A 21,466-nucleotide genomic window follows, 5' to 3' on the forward strand; every position below is an offset into this window, starting at 1 on the left:
TTATGATAAAACTTGTCTCTGTCGCGGCACTAGCATTGGCCGTGTCATCCTGTGCCAGTATCGACACGCTTTTAACCAAAACCGATAACACAGGCTCAACGACCAAAACCATGACGTCTATCAATGCAGAAAAAGGCTTGGTAACCATGCAAAGTAATCATTCTGTGCAAGACACCGCAGACAAACTGGTCTCAGTTATCGAAAGCAAGGGTATGAAAGTATTTGCGCGCGTCGATCATCAAAAAAACGCACAAAGTGTCGATTTGTCATTGCGTCCAACGCAAGTCATTATGTTTGGCAACCCAAAAGCGGGCACACCCTTGATGAACTGTGAACAAACCGTGGCGATTGACTTACCGCAAAAGATTCTAATCAGCGAAGATGCTGACAAAAAGGTTTGGCTGTCTTACAACAATCCTGAGTACCTAAAAACCCGTCATAATATAAAAGGCTGTGATACCGTCATTGATAACATCTCAAAAGCACTGAATGCTGTCAGTACAGCGGCGGTTGCCAAATAATGCCAGACTAGAAAAGTACAATCTGAGCAAATAAAAAGGTAGGTTAGCAAAAGCTGTACCTACCTTTTTATTTGTGTCGTCTATAGCTGCATCAGCAACTATCAGATAGCGAAACTTCAGACTGCAGCTCTACTTTGAGCTTCTTTGCGCATTCGATGATTTTTTTGCGATCCGCAGGTATGGCCCCGTATTCAAGCGCGGTCTCTCTCATTTGTACTGTGACATCGTAATGAGGATAACTGGCATCACGATGGAATAAGCGCGCATCTACCTCAATCAGTGCTGCAAAATCATGCAGCTCCTGCAAGCTGTCCGCCAACATATGGCACCATTTATAGCCTTTGAATTTTATCTGCACAAAATCTACGTATATCGCCATATCCTAGCCTCTCAGTTTCATTTACCGCCACGCTCAACACAGTCTCTCATGGTTGTTATCAGACGCACCCTAACCACAATTCATGAGATGATATCTGAAGAAAACCTTCACAATAATTCGCGCACATTCTTTTTGAGTTGATGTAGCCGCGCTTTATATTCTAAGTGATTATGATTAAACGTACTCAAGCGTCCATAACGTAACTGACGGTAGTCTTGCCTAATTTCAAGAAGCTTTGCCTGAATCACTATCGGATCATCACTGTCTGTCAACTGACTTGCCGTATGATGAGTATCACCTTCATGGCGGCTATCAATAGCGGATGCCAAACGCTCAAGCCACGCCAATTGCCCTTCATTATCATCGCGGGCTAATAATTTATCACGCTTACCAACACGCTGTGAGAGCTGTACCAATGGTAAATCCACAGGATGCCAAAGCTTGCGGCGACGCTGCCAAATGATTAATATCAGAAAAGTCATGACGATGAGCGTACTGGCTGCCAGCCAAATGATTTGCTGCATGATGGAGCGGATATTGAACCATTTTAGTAGCGAGTCCGCCTGTGTGTCTTGATCATAGCCGACCACATCTTTCTGCCAATAGTAGCTCGCTTGGTCAGAGAGGCGACGTAACGTTTGTAGCATTTGATACTGCTGATAGCTGATTTGCGCACTTGCGCCATCGCCAAACATCGCCGAGCCTTGCTGCTGCGTCATCGCATTCATGCCTTGCTCTACCCGTTCAGGCGCTACAAAAGCCGTGGGATCCACACGTACCCAGCCTTGACCCTCAAGCCACACCTCAGTCCATGCATGCGCGTCCATCTGACGAACTTCCCATACATTGCCATTGCGACTAGGCTCCCCGCCTTGATAGCCTGCGACCACTCGCGCAGGGATTCCCGCTGCCCGCAACATAAAAGTAAAGCTGGATGAATAGTGCTCACAAAACCCTGCTTTGGTGTTGAATAAAAACTCATCGATACGGTTGTTGTTCAATCGCGGTGGTGACAAGGTATAGCGAAAATCTGTCTGATTGATCCAGTCCTCAATGGCCGCAATGTAGCGGACTGGGTCTGAGCCTGACTGTGCAAATAGCTGCTTGGCCAGCGCGCGTGATTGGGGATTGCCCTCATTTGGCAAGGCCAAATTCTCGCGCCGAGATGCCTCTGTCAAAACAGGATCGATATTCATTGGCGAAAACTGCGCCACCTCATAGCTTAACTGCTGGGTGACAGGCTGATTGTTTAATAACGTAAAATCTGATGTGGTCGTGATATCTTGCTGCTGCGAAAAAGGATAATCAAGTCCAAACAACCAGTTTTGCTGCGTGGGCTCTAGAATCATGCGATAGTTATTGGGTGCAGATCTCACATCATCAGGAACGGTAGCAAAGGCGTTTTGAACCCAAGCAGGTGGTGGTGAACCGGCTACCCATTGGCTTTTTTTGGGACTTGGACGCCATGTGACGCCATCAAAATCACTAAATACCAAGCCGCGCCAATATAGGTCTTGCTGCGGCGGCTGACCCTCGGCAAACTCCACTCGAAAAGCAAGCTCAGTGGACTGACCTAAATTGGCAAAATCACCAGGAGACATGCTATCAGAGACACCCGTAGTCGCCTGCTGACCAGACAGCTGCACTGACCATAACGGCGGCAGTCTCGGGAAGAACAAAAACAGCACCACCAATAACGGTAATGCGCCAACCCCTAGCACACCCAAGGTACGCAGACGCCCATCACCCCGAGCGTTACTGTCATCATTGAGCGCGATGAAAGCCAGCAGTACCACTACCGCACCGACGATAACCTCCAGCGTCGTGACTAAGCCTTGATCCATCAAAAACAGTGCGGCCAGTACAAACAATGACAAGTTTAGCACCACATAAGCATCTCGGCGCTTGTACATCTCCCAAAGCTTACTCACCAGACATAGCACCAAAAACGCCACGCCCATATCCAGCCCAAACGCTGTGTTATAAGTCAGCCACAGACCGAGCAGACCAAATAAAAACCCCAGCATTTGCATGCCTTGATAGACACGCTTTAAGTGAGCCTGCTTTTTGAATCGCGCCTTAACGCGTGGCAATTGGGCGATGATACTAACCACAGCGAATCCCATCAGCCACAGTGGCAGATGCGCAGCATGCGGCAACACGACGACGACTTGAGCCATCATGACCCAATAGTACGCTGGCAGCGCCAGTAGCTTGCGATACCACTTAGACTCATTGCTCTCAGGGCGAACTGTCACTTTTTGACCTAGAGCCAACTGCTCAAAGCCAGCCGTTTTTTTCGCATCGATTGTCGAAGATTGTTTGAATTCAGTCATGGCGCTTTTGCCAGCCTTAGCAAGCACGCTTGCGCAAAGATATCACCTTCACCTATGATTGGAGCAGCAGGATGATCACTAGGCAAGCGCATTTGAAACGGTACCCCAAGTTGACCAAGCGTCAATGCGCCGTGAGCCAACTGCGCAAGCTTCTGCTCATGATGACCAGCTGGCATATCTGCATAGTCGAGCGTTTGCTCATGACCGACAGGATCGGCAAAGTGCTTGGTCAGCATGCCTTGTCCCCGTGCCACATGGCCCCAAGAAACCCGTGCCAATGACTCACCCTCAACATAGTTATCTAGCCGCTCAAAATCATCTTGACCTTGGCGATATTGGCCGCCTATCGGTAAATCCTCCAAGCTTGCCACTGAATACTGCGCTTGCCAATCAAATGTGTCAGGCTTGGGATACACCCACGCCTTTCGCGCAAAATAAATGTAAGACCAGGCACGCATGATACCTAAGGGATAAACCGTTTTTATTTTTAGCCGTGGCAGCTCAAGTTGACCACGATTGTAGGTCTCGACAGGCAGTCGTATGATTTGCTCTTCTTGTAACCTCGTGACGAGTATGGCGTTTTGTCCATTCGTGCCAGCATTACCCTTGTGCGCGGCTGCTTCCTCAAACTCAACCAACAACTGTCGCCGTGGCTGACGACTCTCATTGTTCAGTTGTAGCGTCACCCAAAGCGGTGCGCCTGCCTCTGCCATGGTGACGTCTAATAGACGCACTTGCAGACCAGATATGTGTGCAAAAGTCACATGAAAACTGATCAGCCAGACACTGACCAAATAAAAACACAGGCCAAGCACCAAGTTATTGCCATAGTTGATACCCGCGATAAAGGTAATCACTAATAACACTGCGAATAGCATGCCTTCACGACTAAAAAAAATATAGACGTTACGCAAATTGAGAGTGGCACTGTCATTTCTGGGCGCACGCGAGGCAAACCAACGGCTAAGTGCTGACCTGATTGGTACGGTTAAGGTCTTTGGTAAAAAGCTCATGACTACCCTATTCTTGCCATATGATTGACTGTGCGATCGGTATAGTAAGTCTATATAAATCCGCTACATCGTCATCCTCGCTAAACATACTAATGTATAACTTGCATTCGGTTTCCTTGTATCGAAATTATATTGAACTGACTATATTCGATGAACTGGTTCGATAATATATCGTTGTATGAGACCACGCTTTAGCCTGCGAACATGACAACTAAAGGGTGACCGCTACGTCTGATAAGATACGCTGTGCGATAGTTTTTGTTGCCTGTCCACCAGTCACATGCGCAGGCACAAAGCGCTGACCAAGACGATGGTCAGTGACGGCAGCAAACACAGCTTGGATATCTTCAGGCGTCACCTCCATATGACCTGACACATAAGCATGAGCCTGAGCGGCACGCTGTAGTGACAACACACCACGCGGTGACAGACCATGATATTCTTGGCTCGCACGAGTTTTTGCGACCAGCCTTTGCAGATAGTCTAGTAACACGTCTGCCACATAAACCTGTTTGACACCTTGCTGGGCGAGTAATACCGCAGCCGTATCGAGCACCGCATTCATTCCCTTCAGCAACTCGCGACGATCCTGACCTTTTAGTAGCTCACGCTCTGCCGACGCTGACGGATAGCCCAATGACAGACACAGTAAAAACCTATCGAGCTGTGACTCAGGGAGCGGATAGACACCTGCTTGTTGTAATGGGTTTTGGGTGGCGATAACAAAGAACGGCTGCGGCAAAGGGTAAGTTTGACCGTCTTGAGTGACTTGTCGTTCTTCCATCGCTTCCAGCAACGCGCTTTGCGTTTTGGGACTAGAGCGATTGATTTCATCTGCGAGTAATAACTGAGTAAAGATAGGACCAGGACGAAACTCAAAGCGCAGTTTGCTTTGGTCGTAGATACTCATCCCTAAGATATCCGCTGGCAGCATGTCATTGGTGAATTGCACTCGGCTAAAGCTTAACCCTAACAGCTCAGCCAGCCCTTGAGCCAGTGTTGTTTTGCCCATACCAGGCAAGTCCTGTAGCAACAAATGCCCGCCTGCCAGTATGCCACTGAGTGCTAACTTAATGGCTTGAGGCTTATCCAATACGATTTGGTTCAACTGCGCCATCAGCTGTGCAATTTTCTGCTGATTGTGTTGAAAATCGGCAGCACTAGGCAGGGGCTGGCTGAGCGTATTCGCTGTTTTCTGATGTATAGAGGAGGATATGTCGTTACCAGTATGGGTCATAGTCAGTTGTTGGCTCAGGTTTTGGCTTAGGAAAATCAGTGATCAGACATTATTTTTCGTCATCTGATGGTGTTGGTGCATCAGCACGCAGTGTCGATAGATAGGCAATAATATCAGCACGCTCTTTGGCGTCTGGCATCGGATCTGATAGCATTTTAGAATCTGGTATGGCTTTTTGTGCATCCGCAATATACGGGTCAAGCGTTTTTGCATCCCATACCCATCCCGATGCCGTGAGCCCTTTACTGTAAGTGTAATCTTTTAACGTTGCAGCAGATGCGCCATAGATGTTCATCAATTGCGGGCCTTTTTTATTGAGACCCGGATTTAGCTGATGACACTGTCCGCAGGCATCTTTATAAATGATTGAACCGTTATCCGCGTCGCCTTCGGTATATGGTGGCAGTGTCACAGTCTCACGATAATCAGGCGGCGTATGGTTGCAGGCAGTGAGCAATAGAGCAGCAGTGAGTACACTGCTCATTTTATATTTAGCGATGATAGACATTTTGGTAATCTTTAGCTGAAGCGTATCAGCGACAAGTAAGAGGCGTCATTGCCATGGCAATGACATTGTATAGACTCGCAGAACGAATCACTACATATTGGTTAGTAGGTCTACAAGCAAGGCGCAAGCTATTTTCAAAACAGCAAACCATGCTTTTATCAAAGCGATAGCATACACCAATATACTAGACATCTTAACCCATTAAACGGCAATCTTTATCGTTTGGCTAGGCTCTTCTAGATAATAGCCTTGTAAGTAGCGTGCACCCACACTCCATGCGACAGACATAGTGGCAGCATCTTCAATATAAGGCATGAGCACATCGACTTTCAGATCATTGGTACGCATGATGATTGATTTCACCGTGTCTAAATTATCTGCTGAATGGATATCTTTTATGTAGCTATGAGGCAAGCGCACCATGTCAGGCTGCACAAAATTAGCAATTTCAACCGATTTAGCAGAAGATCCAAAATTATTGATACCCATTTGGCAGTTGACTGCGCTGAGCGCCGAAAACTGAGACTTTGCCACGGTTAAGTGTTCTGATACGTCTTTTTCATTGAATTGTAGCGTCAACACACCGGCAGCACCGCCTACAGCTTTGATTAACTGGCTTGCTACGTTGGGCAACTTTTTATCAATCAATGACGCACTGGTCAATTGCACCAGCAATCTCGCTTCAGGATGAGACTTACGCACATCATTTATTTTTTTACAGGCATTAATGAGTACCCAGCGATCTATTTTTTCGAGTAATTTATGGGTTCTGGCAACGGTCATAAATTGATCAGGCGTCAATACGGTATTGTCAGCATCTGCCAATGGCAGTCGTAGATATACCTCAAAAAAGTCACTGCGGTCTTGACTGATATCATAGATAGGCTGGAATGACAGCTCAAAGCGATTGTTGGTAATGGCATTAACCAACGACTCTGCCAGTGCATGATCATCATCATTAGCATGTTCACTTGGATCATACAAATGATACGTGCCGCCCTGATTAGAGGTTTGTACCATGATTTGACTGATGGCATCCATCGCCCGCTCTAATATAACGGCAGGCTCCGCTGAATTTTTTTCAATTTTGACGATAGCAATACTGACAGTGGTATTTGTCGTACGATTTTCCACTTCAATAAACATATCTTTGATACGGGAGCCGATATGTTCGGCGAGCGTTTTTAGCGCTGCGGTCGTTTTGTCTTTTACCAATATCATAAATGCCGTATCGCTAAAACGGCTCACATGGGCATCAGCTGCCAGCTCATTCAAGGTATTGGCAATCTGCTTGACAGTCTCATCTATCCCTTGTAACCCCAAGCTGCTTCTAATTTTTCCAACGTTATCGAGCTGAACATACAACAGACCTGCTTTTAGCTCACCTTGAGTCGCTTGTTGGTGTACTAGCACCATTTGCTCTTCAAATCCGCGGCGGTTATCAAGCCCTGTCAAGTTGTCTGTACGCTCAGCTCTGGCCAAGCGTTTTGCAACCTCTGCACTATTACTACTATTATTATTCTGTTGGATAATAATTTGGGTAACGGGCTCACCCTCTAATGTCGCAGAGGCAAGCTGTAATTTTGCAGCAAACGTACTGCCATCTGTACGTACGCTCTCAAAGTTAAACTCAACTTCTTGGCGATTGCCTTTATCAAACTGACGCAAAAACTGCTTAAAACCCTTAACGTCATCAACGCCTGAAATCAGATCGATGATCGGCACGCCAATGGCGTCATTCATCGACTTAAAACCAAATAATTGAAGATAAGGGTCATTGGCAAATATGTGCACCCCTTCATCTATATAGGCAACAGCACTCTTTGAGTTTTTGATCAAGACATTGGCACGTTGCTCTGCGTCCAATAGAATTTGACGCAAGTCCTTTAGCTCACGACGACAGACCAAACTATCATGCTGCAAGCGAATAGCCATCACTGCAGCCATGTCTTGATCGGCATCCAGTGCTTTGACCATAGTGCCACTGATAACCATCGGCAACCCATCCTCATTACAGGCAGTTGCTGCTATCTCTGTATTCGTCAGGCAAATGATGGGTAAGTCAATGTCTTGCTCTTGTACGATGCCGACCACATCCGTAAAGCTCATGTCATAAGCCGTACCAAACACTAAAGCATCCCACGGCTGGCGCAGCGATTTTAGCAGCTCTTCTTTATCATCCAAAAAGCCCAAATTTATTGTGTCGTAATAACTATTGAGCAACTGTACAAGACGTTCGGCATAAAGCTGATCGTCGTTGATTACCAATAAGTTTAAGATGGACTGAGTACGCATAGGAAGCCTTTGAACCTTATAGTCGTGTGTTGTCTTTTATTTTAATAGCGTTAGGGCGTGTGGAATATTCGACTAGGATACTTGTTGGAGTTGTATTTAGACAGTAAAGGCACTTTATAAGTCAGAGTAACAATATCTGTCATTATAGACAATAACTTTACCAACTGCAGATTAACTTAAGTAGGCTATTGATTAATATATTACCCAAAAACCCTCACCTATTTTCTGCTACACACCCTCTATCTGTTTTGTAATAATTAATAAAAACTATAACTGTATCACTTCATACTGACTAAATTCATCAGTCATCAGTACTCTATTCCCTAGACGCAAAGCGGTTTGTTTACTATTAATACGCATGACCACTCTATCATTGGTCTGAAAATAAGAGGACGGCACAATCAACGTGCTAGTCGTTTGTAATTGACTGTCCTTACCAAGGATAAATGCCGGCACAAAATGACGTCCTCGGGTTGCGTCACCTTCCAAACGTAGACCACAGGCCACCAACCTGCGTCCAAGCAGCTGCCACTCAACTTCTGGATTTTCAGTGTCAAAATTGCGCCAACGCGCGATGCCCATTGCCCAATCAGATTGCCCATCTATTGTAGGATAACAGACCAGTAGTAAGCTCATGATGTGTAATCTTGGCGGCGCAGTGGTCGACAAATCAATATCCTGCGTCTCTATATCGATACCTTCTTGCTTGTTTATTTTTATCTTCAAAGGGGTTTTATCTTGGATGCTGTCCTTATCATTTATAAGGGTGTCGCCAATGCGACTCTCTTGTCCATGAGACTGCTTTATACTGGCGCTCGCCCTATCATTTTTTTGTGACGGCCGTCTTAGGGTATGAAATATCGATGCCCGACCTTGACTATCAAAGCTATCATTATTATCAAAAGTTTCAATCTCTAATTCATAATGACTGCTTTTCTCTTTACCAAAGGTGTCATATAGCGGCCTCTCTTCCTCTGATAGGTTGTGTATCGCAATTAAATTGCTAAAACTCTGTGAATGACTCACGCGATAGTGAATCTTGTTATAGCTGGTTATCAGCACTGCTTTTTGACGATTGCTATACTGGGTAAGTGGTGCAAGCAGCGGCTGCAAATAGCGATAGCGAATGATCATCGCTATATTACTCAGCAGGCTATATTCCATACCTATACTACCATCCACGACAAAAGCCTGCTTGCGTGAGTCAAAGTACTGAACCAGCGGTGTCAGCTCAATAAATAAACAAGCGCGTCCCTCTTCATAAGGATTGATGTTAGAGTTGGCTGTCAGATAACTTGGCGGATTACTGCTCTGCAGATCAACGAATACTCTCGTCTCAGTGGTTGGCTCTACCGTTGCAACGATGTGGTTTGCCCATTCGGGTAACAGGCGCTGCACCAGCAAAATATTCGGACGACGCATGGCACGTACATTTAATAAATGATGCAAACAAATTTGGCCATATATCTGATGAAGATTACTAGCATACGGTACGACTGTGTGATTACTCACATCAAGCTCAGCAATGCGCTGCTGCTGTGCAAGATAATACAATTGATTGATCTGAGACCAAAAATATCTCGATGGTTTTTGATAACAAAGCGCATCTTCATCCAATAGCTTTTGATACCTCAATAACGACTGGAAAATCGCAACAGCAAGTGTGGGTGAGGGTTGGCTGTCTACACCAAAATAACGCTGCCACCGTTTAATTAAAGGCTTTTCTACTTTATCATCTAATAGTGAGCTTTCATGACGTATGACTCTATCATAGAGCATAATAATGAGGTAATTGAGCGATTTTATCTGCGCCACATAGCCAATTTGTTCTTCACTAAGCGCCCCTGTCTCATAGATGTAGTGCTGCCGCAGAGTAGCGATTAACCGGTCTGAGGCTTCAATCACTGTCATCGATAATTTGAGGCGTTGCGACTCCTCTATATTGGCATCACGCAATGCGATCAGAACGGTTTCTAGATACTCCGCTTGCTGCTCTTGGGTTTGTGACGTTAGCGTGCCTAGTGATTTAAGCAAATAGCGCTCTTGACCATTCACTAATCGACTTGAGGATGTTGGCAGTGCTGCTGTAGAAGACAGGTACTCTTGAAACATCGATAAAGTTATCATCAGTATTGCTACTCACTATTGATTAAATTAACGCAAAGAAAATAGGCGACCACATAATGTCAGGCAAAAAATACACATCAAAAACCGTTATAAAGGGTTGATAATATCTGTTATGAGCAGTCAGCCTATCTTCTCATCAGTCGCCACTTACTATTAATATTTATTTACTGTCAATATTTACTTATTAACAGCCACTATTTGTTTACTAATTATCCAAAGTAACATAGTGCCTATATTACGCATTATTGTAAATATCAATTGGCATTTTAAAAGGCTTATCTGGCAACTCTCTCACCAGTTTTGGGACAAGATATCCTGGCAATTGTGCCAATAACGACCAGTAAAGGCGAATGGATGCCTGTAAGTCATGGTCAAAATGTGCCGCGCCAGCCACCTTATCCAGTACATGTAGATAGTAAGGCAACACACCACTAGCAAACAAACGCTCGCTCAATTGTACTTGGGTCTCGACATCATCATTGATGCCTTTTAAGAGTACTGCTTGGTTTAGCAGTGTGACCCCTGCTACCCGAGCACGTTGCAGATACTCCGCGGTGGTAGTATCAATCTCATTGGCATGGTTACAGTGAATCACCATGACGATGCGGCAGCGGCTCTGAGACAGCCTCTCTAGTAGTTCGGTATCCAGACGCGCCGGCATCACCACCGGTAGACGAGTATGCAGACGTATGGTGGTCAATTGCGGGATAGATTCGAGCGTGTCCAACCAAGCAAACAGACGCCTATTAGTCACGTTCAATGGATCACCCCCGCTCAAAATCACCTCATTAACCTCAGGGTTCTCACTGATATAATGGATGATATTATCTTTTGCATCTGCCGTAGGCATGTTGGCACTATAATCAAAATGCTGGCGAAAGCAGTAACGGCAATGGATGGCACAGGCACCCGTAATCGTCAATAACACTCTTGATTGGTACTTATGGAGCAAGCCCTTGATCGGGTTTTGGGTATTTTCGCTCAAGGGGTCAGTCACGTAACCTGTGACACTCACTTGTTCCTTCTGGTCTGGTAATACTTGTCTTAATAAAGGGTCGTTGCTGTCACCAATGATCATCTTTGCCACAAAATCACGCGGCACACGTAGCTCAAAATGCTCAGGGATATAGACAGTTGCACGTAGTGACTCAAGCTTTAGGATGCTGAGTAACTCATCAACCGAGGTAATGGCTTCCGATAATTGCGTTTGCCAGTTTTTTTGTGTGATTAAATGGTTTATCATGACAACCTATTACCTGTGCTCAAAATCCGATATTATACGCCCTTAGCGTCTACCCTATCAAAGTATATCCGTTAATCCGTACATATGTCTATGCAGCGTAACGTTGGTGCGAGGCATCTGAGTGCCGATATCATCCTTGTACAACATACAAAGGATAAATCACGATGTACAGAGCGCGTGGGTAATGCCGTAATAACTTACCAATGCTTTAACTATACTTGGCATAACAAATTTTGGTACAGTCAGCCCTATATCTCACTATGTATTATCATATTTACAACTTTTAGGAGTTTTTTGTGGCAAATTTTTCTACTAATGAATTTAAAGCTGGTTTAAAAGTCATGCTCGATGGCAACCCTTGTGCCATCCTAGAAAATGAGTTTGTTAAACCAGGCAAAGGCCAAGCTTTTAACCGCGTCAAGCTACGTAATCTTCGTAGTGGCAAAGTGTTGGAGCAAACCTTCAAATCAGGCGATAGCTTAGAAGCAGCTGACGTCATGGATACGGAAATGAACTATCTCTATAACGATGGTGAGTTTTGGCACTTTATGCATCCAGAGAGTTTTGAGCAGATCCAAGCGGACAAAAACGCAATGGGTGACTCAATTAAGTGGTTAAAAGAAAACAGCAATGCACTCTGTACCATTACCTTATTTAACGGTGCTCCTCTGTCAGTCACGCCGCCTAACTTCGTTGAGTTAGAAATCGTAGAAACAGATCCTGGTGTACGCGGTGATACTTCAGGCGGTGGTGGCAAACCTGCAAAACTAGAGACTGGTGCTGTCGTACGTGTGCCATTGTTTGTACAACAGAACGAAATTGTTCGTGTCGATACGCGCACAGGTGACTATCAAACTCGCGTTAGCGCCTAGTAAAGCTGATGCATAGTAATGTTGATGCATAACAGTGTTGGCTGATAGGCATGTTCACCAATCAGCACTATTAACCGATAATAGTGCTGATGGCTGATTACTGTCTTAGCAATATCAGATCTTGCCAATATCAGATCTTGCTAGTATCAAACAAAAAGCTTAACCATTATTTCAATGGTTAAGCTTTTTTTGTCTACAACGCTATGGATATGCCCAGTGACATGGCATATCTGGTGGCCAAATTATGTCATCTCTTCATCTACTCTTCTTCTGGTGATTGCTTTTGTATCAACCAATATTGTACCATCGCATTGAGCTGCTCTTGCTTAAAAGGCTTGGTACAATAGTCTTGCATACCCACTTTTAAATACTTTTCGCGTTCTCCGTCCATGGCATTGGCCGTTAGCGCAATGATAGGAGGCAGTCTTTGAGGCTCATAGAGTTCATGCAGCTTGATGGTCGCCTGTACACCATCCAAAATCGGCATGTGATGATCCATTAAGATAACATCATAGCGTTCAGGAGATAACGCAAAAACCTCGATTGCTTGCTGTCCATCAGAGACATGCGTGACCATATGGCCACTTTTGGTCAGTGCTTTTTTGGCGATAATCGCATTGACGGTATCGTCTTCGACCAACAATATATGCCCAACCAGCTCGTGACTAGGCTCAATCATAGATATATCATTAGATTGTTGCCAAGCCTCGTACTGCTCTTCTTCAATAGTGGCGAGCGGTAATAAAACGCTAAACGTCGTACCAACACCCACTTCACTACTCACATGGATATGACCACCCATCAAACTCACCAAAGACTTGCACACAGAAAGCCCTAACCCTGTCCCACCATACAGACGATGCGTGAATTTATTCGCCTGATCATAGGCGTCAAATATCGCCTCTAATGACTCTGCTCTGATACCGACACCGGTATCTCTCACCTCTATACACAGCGTCATATTTTGTTCAGACTCACGAACTGAATGATGGCTTTGGTCAGTTTTTTGAGCGATTTCATGTTTACTACGATCAAAGCTATCAGGACAATAGCAGTTATTCATGTGCTTCACATCGATCATAACGCGGCCACCTTCTCTGGTGAACTTGATCGCATTATTGACAAGGTTGGCAATGATTTGCTTTAAGCGTACCGGATCGCCTTTCACATAAGGTGATAACGCTTCGGTGTAATGATAATCTAACGCCAATCCTCGTTGACGGGCTTTAATCGCAAAAAGACTGACCACCTCATTACATAAGGTAGATAAATTCAATGGAATGGAGTCGATGGTCATTTTTCCAGACTCGACCTTTGATAAGTCCAAAATACCATTGATGATGACCATCAAATGCTCATTAGAGATTTTGATATTCTCCACATACTCTTTTTGCTCGTGACTGAGATCCGTGTCACCTAGCATCTCAACCATTCCAATGATGCCATTCATCGGTGTACGAATCTCGTGACTCATATTGGCCAAAAAGCTCGATTTCATCTCGTTGGCATATTTTGCATCACGCTGCTTATCTTGTAGCTGTAAAGCATCTGCCGCCATCATCGCAAACTGAGCCAATACTTCTGCCTGCTGCTCATCAAAATCATAGTTAGGCTTGATATCCATCAAACATAAGGAACCCAATCGATAGCTTTTATTGTCTTCATACAAAATAATGGGTGCGCCCGCATAAAACCGTATATAAGGAGGCTCAATGACAAGTGGGTTTTGACTAAAACGGCTGTCTTCTGACGCATTTGGTACGACGAAGACATCATTTGTCAGTACCGTATAATTACAAAAAGCAATATGACGTGGCGTTTGACAAGTATCACCAAACACGCTGTCTGGTTCACGACCTGATTTTAGATACTGTGTCTCCTCATCCATAAAGCTGATCGTGACGACTGGCACATCAAAAAACAGCCTAGCAAGATCAATGAGGCGCTCGAATGCAGGCTCCTCATTATTGTTGAGCACATCGTATTTTCTCAGTTTATGGACACGTTCTGGTTCATCTGCCGTTACTGGATAGCTGTGCTTGGGTGCATTAGATATAGACAAAGTAGACTCCATTAAATAATATCAGGCGATTGGTTTACGCATCGCCTGCTTTATCAATAATTGTAACGCTTCACTCACCATCACCATCGCGACGACCGATGTGACAACAACTGCTGAACCATAACCACCGCACTGTAACCCGCCTGCTTGGCAGCTTTTGTCTACCTTGGGTGGCTCTGTAGAGTAGACACACTTGATACCGAACTTGTCTTTGAGGGCACTATTAATCCCTTTTTCGTGACGCAGCTTGTTACGTAGTTTAGCAAGCAGTGGATCCTGATAGCTGTCGCGTAAGTCACTGACTCTGATCTGACTGGGGTCTGTTTTGCCACCTGCCCCGCCTGCACAGATTAGCTTTAATTTGTTAAATCGGCAATGCAAGGCAATTGCTAATTTGGCACTCATATCATCGACACAATCCAAGATAACAATTGGTCTGCCTTGATCAGCAGCAGCTTTAGCCTCATCACGACTGGGTAGTAGCGTTGCCACGTTATCTACGGTCAAAAAGTCATCAACTAGGTTTAAGGTGAGGTTGGGATTAATTTCAGCCATACGATCCGCCATCGCCTCAATTTTACTTTGACCAAAAGTACTGTCCAATGCAGGCAGTTGCCGATTGACATTGGAGGCGACCAATACATCCAAGTCCACTAAGGTGATGGTCCCTACTGCAGTACGAGCCAATGCCTCAGCTGCCCAAGAACCAACACCGCCCACCCCGACAATATAGACATGAGCAGCAGCAAAAACATCTACAGACTCTGACCCATAGAGCGTTCGGGTTCCTTGAAAACGACGGTCGAATTGCTCACTGTTTTGATTTGACTCATCTTTTACCGTATCAGTGTCGTCAATCACTAACGACTCAAATTGTGTGGTTTCATTCATAATGCATCAAGTGCTCTTTTCAGATTTTAAATAGGCTCGTGGCGACTGTTGTATATAAATGCATACTAAGATATCGAAACGATCGAATATCTAAGCAATCAACTTCTGATGCTGTGGTTTTAGAGAGTCATTATAGAGAAATAAAAAGTGACCATTGCTCTGGACTGTCATTTTAAACACTTACTCTGGGCTATTAATTGGATAGCTCCATTCGACCTTTAGAGCATCACAGCTGTTTTGCCATAATTGTCTGACAAGTCTAGCATGGGATATCCCTAATAGCTCACTTAAGCTGGACAATACCCAGGGTAAATTGGCTGGCACATTTCGATCATGTATCGCACCATTATCGGATTTGGCACCTGAGCTTCGTTCCGATAGGTCATGAGCGTGGTCTGTGGTTTGACACATAATCGGCGTCATATCTGGACAATCAGTCTCTATTACTAAGCACTCAATACCATAACTATCAACCGCTGCTACAATAGCGAGGCGTAACTTCTTGGCATTAGGATTGGTGATTTGACCCGTCACACCAAGCTTAAATCCCAGCTTCACAAAAGCCTTAGCTTCTTGTATACCGCCACTGAAACTATGGGCAATACCGCCCAGTTTATGGGCATCATAGGCGCTTAACTTTAATATGGCCAACGCTTCAGCATGCGCTTTACGGATATGTAGCATCACGGGTAGCTGATGGCGCACTGCTAGATCTAGCTGCGCCTCAAAAAACCGCTTTTGCTTAGCAAATACGTCAGGCGCTTTCATCTCATGATTAAAAGTATCCAATCCAATCTCACCAATTGCCAATGGTCGGCGCTCAACAATCAGCTGCTCTAACTGGGTTAGATGCTCCTCTGTATGCTGGTCAATATAAAAAGGATGTAGACCTAATGCAATATGGGTGTGAATATGAGTATTGTCTGTATCATTCCCACTGTCTTGGCCGTCAAACTTAGTATTAAAAAGCTGACTGATTGCTTGTTTTGTGTCATACATCCGCTCGAAATATTGATGTAAGTAACCGACCAGCACTAGATGACGCACACCTTTCTTGTATGCTTGCTGTACTTGCTGTGCTCGGTCGATATCAAATACAGGTGCGTCAAAGTGGGTATGGGTATCGATAAAAGCATGACTATTGATCTGTTCTTTTTTGGCCTTTACGAGTTGCTTGATCTCAAGGGACGAATTAATATCAGCCATAAATCTACTCCAAAATCGGCGCGTACAAAGATGTCTCGTTCATACGTTTGTTGCTCTTATGCTACTCAGCAATCTATAAATTAACCCTATAACGGTTAAAAAAGTAGGTATCTAAAACCTCGGTTGCTGTCTTCAATCAATAATAGCTCTGTTTTCACTAGGTTTGCTGTGATCACTCATATCACTACTCTCAACCGAATCATCCGTATCAGCATCGTCTATTTTTATGCCCTGTTTATCGGGTATATGATTATTAGGCATAGGGGTATCGGATTTTCGGCTACTGCGTCTCGGTATGATTAATAAAGCGGTAGCAACCACACTTAAAACGAGCCATTTACGCGAATACTTACGAGTTCTCATTTGATTTGTCATTTTTGACTCGGCTTAACGTGTATTGGGCATTACTGGCCTATTATAGGCCAGTAATGCCCAATATACGTCAATATAACTGCCACTGTGTTTATCTGTGTTATGAATACGCAAGCTAATGTACGAAGTAATTTTCATTACCTCGTAAATTAACTTACTTAGAATGTGAACTATTAATAAATGAGACCATTAAACTATCGAGGTTTTAACGATTCAGAGGATAAGTTGTGATACTACTATCTGGACTCTGTACTTTCGTAAAACCCTGAGTAGCAGCTTTTGGGACTTGGTTACGTTTAGGCACCAGCGGGTTTAGCGGCATCAATTCATAATCTGCGCTGACATCACCGTTCCAACCTTCTGTACCGCTCAGTGGCAATTGTTTGATTGTGCCGTTTTTATCAATAACCAATTGCAATACTCGCATTTGATTGAATTTACGTTCAGTGATACTTGCGACCGCGCCACCATCACGCAAAATAGTCGGCTGCAAAAATATGATCAAGTTGCTCTTTTGGGTGCTGTCATTATCAGAGCGAAACAACCTACCGATCAAAGGAACATTGCCCAGCCCTGGGACTTTTTGTTGGATTGTCGTGCTGTTATCGCGCATCAATCCGCCCAACGCAATGGTCTGCTGATCATCAGCTAAGATAGTCGTATTGATGAGGCTTTTATTGGTGATCAAACCACTTGCATTGCCAGTGCTGCCCGGTACCACTGACGATACCTCTTGTGACACCTCTAGACGTACCGTGCCATTGTCGCCAATATGCGGAATCACATTTAGATTGATACCAATGTCTTGGCGATCAATCGTCTGAAACGGATTGCTAGAATCATTGCCGCTGGTCGTAAACGAGCCTGTGACAAACGGTACGTTTTGACCCACCAAAATGCTGGCTTTTTCATTATCCAAGGTCAAAATAGACGGCATAGATAACAGGTTAGCACTGGTAGACGAATCAAGCGCCTGTAAGATAGCCCCATAAAACGCAGTGTTGCCCTGACTGTCTTTTCGGCTGTCACCGATGCCAATCAACGCACCAGCAATAGAGCTGGCAGCAGCGCTAATCCCTGTACTACTACCAGCTAAGGCAGCAGCGGCAATCGTTGTCGCACTGGCACCTACGTTATTAAAGTTCACAACCCCATACCCACTGTTGGCATTACCAAGTGCCCACTGCACACCAAGCTGTGTTGCATCATCACCTGAGACTTCGACGATAGCAGCTTGAATCAATACTTGGGCACGGCGGTTGTCCAATTGATTGACAGCATCTTCAATCTCAAACATCAATTCAGGCGCAGCATTGACGATGACTGAGTTTTGCGTCTCATCCGCGATGATGCTAAACGGGCGTCCGCCAATACCTGTGCTTGAACCACTAGTACTACTGGCTGGTACCGTTGCCGTACTGGCACTGCCGACACTGCTACTCGCCGTATTACTGATCGGAGCGGCTGTACTACTGGCATTATTTAACGAAGCGGTCTCTAACGTTGACGTGGCACCTGCACTATTAATAGATTGATTGGCCAATAATCCTCGTAGCATATCGGCAATATGACTGGCGCTCGCATATTTCAATCGAAACACTCTCAAACCACTCAATCGTCTCGTCGGCGTCGTGTCTAACTGGTTGACCATCTCCTGAACTTTAGCAATCATCTCAGGACTGCCTTTGACCAGCAGTCTGTCGCTCGATGTGTCAGCGATGACTTTGAGTTGGTTGTTGCCACCTTGTGCTTGCCCGCTACCAGCACTTGCAACCAATGCGCTGATCAACTCCATCATACGTTCCGCATCGACGTGACGTAGTGGGATCACTTGCAAGCTGTCGTTGACATTGCTGTCCAAATCACGAATGAGGGCGGTCAATTGATTGAGGCTATCAGCGCGATCAGACAATACCAGAGCGTTGACGCCAGGCACAGCCGCTGCATGGGCAGACTGCGGCATCAGTGGTCTGATGACACCCAATACTTCTGCTGCTTGAGTATTGGTCAGATAGATAACTCGAGTTGCTAGGGCCTCACCGACACTATCACCGCGCAGATCGACTGCCACACCAGACTGCTTGGCCACATTGTCTGGCACCAGTTTAGTCGTCGTCCCCGACTCAATAGCAGCGATACCATTGACCTGCATCACACTCAAAAACAGCTGATAAATCTCATCACGAGATAAGGCTTTGTTAGAGATGACCGTTACATTGCCATTTATACGCGGATCAAGGACAAAGTTTTGGTCAGTGATGGTGGCCACTTCGTTGATGAAAGCTTTAATATCAGCATCTTGTAAGTTGACCTTCCAGCTCTCAGCACTCGCAAGGCCTATACTGGCCGCCCACAATGGTATTGCTAGGCAAAGAGGACGGCACAAGCGCATGAAGCGCTGTATGACATGGTGTAGAGGTGTGGCTGAAAACTTATGAACACTTACCATATTGATGATTACCTACAGTGATATTGCTTAGTATGTGCTGAGTCTGATGTGTACGGAGCTTAGTATTTACGGAGCTTGGTATATACGAAACTTCATATGTAATAAGCTTAGTATGAGCTGCATTATTGATGAGCACACGTTGCTAAAAATCCATTTTTTAAAACTGCTGGCGAATCGTAATGACCTGTTCACCGCGCTGAACCTCTATTTGTGCCTCGCCCGCTTGTTGCACTTGCTGTAAGACACCCGCATCTTGAGCAGGGTTATTACCGACGCTCTGCCCGTTGACGGTCAGCACTTTGTCACCTGGCTCAAGCCCTAGACGGTTACGCAGTTTTGAGGGCATTGCCGCCGTGACTTGATAGCTCTCACCGGATGCCATCACCCCCATTCTACTTAGATAGCTGGCAGGGTTTTCTTGCAATGCAGTGACCGCTTCTTCAATAGCAGACTGCGGACTTGTCTCACCAGTCGGCTCTGTAGCTTCAGGCGGTGTATCCTGTACTGGCTGAGGTGCTGCGGGTAGCATGCTATTGTTCGGCAAACGCTGATTGCTAATAGCACCCATCATCATATCGCTTTGGTCTAGTACCATAGCATCTGGCATTTTTATGACCATTTCTTTGTCATTGGCATCAGCGATAATCACTGAATTCCAATCGACCGCGACCAATATATAGCCTGTGTCTTTGAGACCATCACCAATTCGATAGTTTTTTACCTCACCATTGATATTCAATAAAGCTGAGGACATGCTCTCAGGCATTGCTAGTAGCACGCCTTTAAGCTCCACATTGGGCGGAGGCTGTACTGCCGCTGCAATCGGATCAGGGTCGGCAAATATGGCAAACAAGCCGCTAGAATCGTTGGCTGATTTTGCATTGCTTTGCAAAGGTGCTAACGGCAGTGTCGGTGCCAGTGGCGCGGCTAGCAACAACCACAACAATCGCGCAGCAGTCCAGCACAGCCAAGCAATGGCTAATAATAGCAGCCAACCTGAGAAACGATTGAGGGTATTAACGATGGGCTTTAAGCTTGCGGTGATATCAGCCATCTAGTTCACCCCCAACCCAGTGAGCAGTGGCTGACGCACACTCACCACTGGCGTATCTTGCGGCGCTTGGCCTTTATACTCAGGCATATTCTCTAGTAGGCGCTGGGTCAGGCTGACATCGAGCATATTATCGCCATCGAGATATAAATCACCCAAACGCTTGTCTTGATTGTTTAGCAAATTAATATGTAGCAGGTTTTTATTGTTCTTTTGCTCAGCACTTAGCTCCGCTCGCAGCGCAGGCATGGTGATATAGAAAACCTTACCACCACTAGGATAACCTACTTCACCACCTACCCATGTCAGCTGACCATCGACATCACTGAAGCCTGCGCCTGTTTTCGCAGAGTCACTATTAGTTGTTTCATTGTCGCTAGACTGACGTTTTAGTGACACGGCATTGACCTGAATGGGTGTATTGGGCAATTGCCAATCAACCACACTCGCTAGCGTCTCAGGTGCGATTTTTCCGCTCATATTATCTACTTGCCACGAGCTAAGCCCCAGTTTTACTTGTCCCTCTAATCTGGTTTGCTCAGAGTTGATATTGACATCTGCGCCAAGCTTACCGGTGAGCAGTTGCCATGGCTGCCATGTCCATTCAGCCATCCCTGTGAGCGGCGTCGACGATACAGGAAGCTGCCAGATGGCTGAGCCTTGCCATACATTACCAGACACATGCTGTACATAGGGCGTGTTGGGTGCATATTTCTCAAGTAGCCATGCTGCTGGCATCTGCAATAGTGCAAATAGCGCAAACAATACAAACCCTATTAGCCACCAGAGCTTGCGAAGGCGTTTATGAGACAACTCAGATACTTGGGGCACGGTGGCACAACTCTTATATAAGTCAAAAACGTCATTATCATAACAAACAATGGCCTATAGATGACAGAAAAAA

17 protein-coding genes are annotated in these 21,466 nt (G+C 45.3%); 2 read left to right on the plus strand and 15 right to left on the minus strand.

Features of this window, described 5'->3' with window-relative positions:
• Nucleotides 1-2 precede the first annotated feature (2 nt).
• The gene (locus IP485_RS08460) at nucleotides 3-521 is read left to right on the plus strand and encodes a DUF302 domain-containing protein (RefSeq protein WP_198326858.1); all 519 of its coding nucleotides are present in this window, start codon (nucleotides 3-5) and stop codon (nucleotides 519-521) included.
• Nucleotides 522-612: 91 nt separating this feature from the next.
• Here the strand turns inward: IP485_RS08460 and IP485_RS08465 are convergent, their stop codons facing one another.
• The 8 genes from IP485_RS08465 to epmB form a co-directional block, all read right to left on the minus strand.
• Nucleotides 613-900 (minus strand): DUF4031 domain-containing protein, encoded by a 288-nt coding sequence (locus IP485_RS08465; protein ID WP_198326859.1) that lies wholly within the window; start codon nucleotides 898-900, stop codon nucleotides 613-615.
• A gap of 107 nt (nucleotides 901-1,007) precedes the next feature.
• Nucleotides 1,008-3,236 carry a transglutaminaseTgpA domain-containing protein gene (locus IP485_RS08470; protein ID WP_198326860.1) on the minus strand — a complete coding sequence of 743 codons (2,229 nt, stop codon included), beginning with the start codon at nucleotides 3,234-3,236 and terminating at the stop codon, nucleotides 1,008-1,010.
• Nucleotides 3,233-4,249: a DUF58 domain-containing protein gene (locus IP485_RS08475; RefSeq protein ID WP_198326861.1), complete on the minus strand. Its 1,017-nt coding sequence runs from the start codon at nucleotides 4,247-4,249 to the stop codon at nucleotides 3,233-3,235. Before IP485_RS08475 ends, IP485_RS08470 begins: the two co-directional genes overlap by 4 nt.
• 211 nt (nucleotides 4,250-4,460) lie before the next feature.
• Complete coding sequence (locus IP485_RS08480; protein WP_265090941.1) at nucleotides 4,461-5,486, minus strand: AAA family ATPase; 1,026 nt, start codon at nucleotides 5,484-5,486, stop codon at nucleotides 4,461-4,463.
• 49 nt (nucleotides 5,487-5,535) lie between these two features.
• Nucleotides 5,536-5,994 carry a c-type cytochrome gene (locus IP485_RS08485; protein ID WP_198326862.1) on the minus strand — a complete coding sequence of 153 codons (459 nt, stop codon included), beginning with the start codon at nucleotides 5,992-5,994 and terminating at the stop codon, nucleotides 5,536-5,538.
• 201 nt (nucleotides 5,995-6,195) lie between these two features.
• A complete protein-coding gene (locus tag IP485_RS08490; protein WP_198326863.1) occupies nucleotides 6,196-8,289 on the minus strand; it encodes an EAL domain-containing protein in 2,094 nt (697 codons plus the stop codon).
• A 267-nt stretch (nucleotides 8,290-8,556) separates the two neighbouring features.
• Nucleotides 8,557-10,416, minus strand: coding sequence for a hypothetical protein (locus IP485_RS08495; protein WP_198326864.1), 1,860 nt, complete (start codon nucleotides 10,414-10,416; stop codon nucleotides 8,557-8,559).
• Between the two features lie 235 nt (nucleotides 10,417-10,651).
• Nucleotides 10,652-11,659 (minus strand): EF-P beta-lysylation protein EpmB, encoded by a 1,008-nt coding sequence (gene epmB / locus IP485_RS08500; protein WP_198326865.1) that lies wholly within the window; start codon nucleotides 11,657-11,659, stop codon nucleotides 10,652-10,654.
• Between the two features lie 296 nt (nucleotides 11,660-11,955).
• On the opposite strand from epmB, the gene efp reads away from it, so the two are divergent.
• Nucleotides 11,956-12,531, plus strand: coding sequence for an elongation factor P (efp, locus tag IP485_RS08505; RefSeq protein WP_194364811.1), 576 nt, complete (start codon nucleotides 11,956-11,958; stop codon nucleotides 12,529-12,531).
• A gap of 259 nt (nucleotides 12,532-12,790) precedes the next feature.
• On the opposite strand, the gene IP485_RS08510 is transcribed toward efp, so the two are convergent.
• The 7 genes from IP485_RS08510 to gspN form a co-directional block, all read right to left on the minus strand.
• Nucleotides 12,791-14,593 (minus strand): ATP-binding protein, encoded by a 1,803-nt coding sequence (locus IP485_RS08510; protein WP_227686482.1) that lies wholly within the window; start codon nucleotides 14,591-14,593, stop codon nucleotides 12,791-12,793.
• A 21-nt stretch (nucleotides 14,594-14,614) separates the two neighbouring features.
• Nucleotides 14,615-15,484, minus strand: coding sequence for a ThiF family adenylyltransferase (locus IP485_RS08515; protein WP_198326867.1), 870 nt, complete (start codon nucleotides 15,482-15,484; stop codon nucleotides 14,615-14,617).
• A 180-nt stretch (nucleotides 15,485-15,664) separates the two neighbouring features.
• The gene (locus IP485_RS08520) at nucleotides 15,665-16,690 is read right to left on the minus strand and encodes a TatD family hydrolase (RefSeq protein ID WP_198326868.1); all 1,026 of its coding nucleotides are present in this window, start codon (nucleotides 16,688-16,690) and stop codon (nucleotides 15,665-15,667) included.
• 132 nt (nucleotides 16,691-16,822) lie between these two features.
• Entirely contained in the window at nucleotides 16,823-17,065 is a 243-nt protein-coding gene (locus IP485_RS08525; RefSeq protein ID WP_198326869.1) for a hypothetical protein, read from the minus strand.
• A gap of 202 nt (nucleotides 17,066-17,267) precedes the next feature.
• Nucleotides 17,268-19,511, minus strand: coding sequence for a type II secretion system secretin GspD (gene gspD, locus IP485_RS08530; RefSeq protein WP_198326870.1), 2,244 nt, complete (start codon nucleotides 19,509-19,511; stop codon nucleotides 17,268-17,270).
• A 157-nt stretch (nucleotides 19,512-19,668) separates the two neighbouring features.
• A complete protein-coding gene (locus tag IP485_RS08535; RefSeq protein WP_198326871.1) occupies nucleotides 19,669-20,565 on the minus strand; it encodes a type II secretion system protein N in 897 nt (298 codons plus the stop codon).
• Nucleotides 20,566-21,393: a type II secretion system protein N gene (gspN, locus tag IP485_RS08540; RefSeq protein WP_198326872.1), complete on the minus strand. Its 828-nt coding sequence runs from the start codon at nucleotides 21,391-21,393 to the stop codon at nucleotides 20,566-20,568. It abuts the gene before it with no gap.
• Between the last annotated feature and the right edge of the window lie 73 nt (nucleotides 21,394-21,466).

Origin of the sequence: Psychrobacter sp. NG27 (assembly GCF_016106655.1) — a bacterium.
Taxonomy (GTDB): Bacteria; Pseudomonadota; Gammaproteobacteria; order Pseudomonadales; family Moraxellaceae; genus Psychrobacter.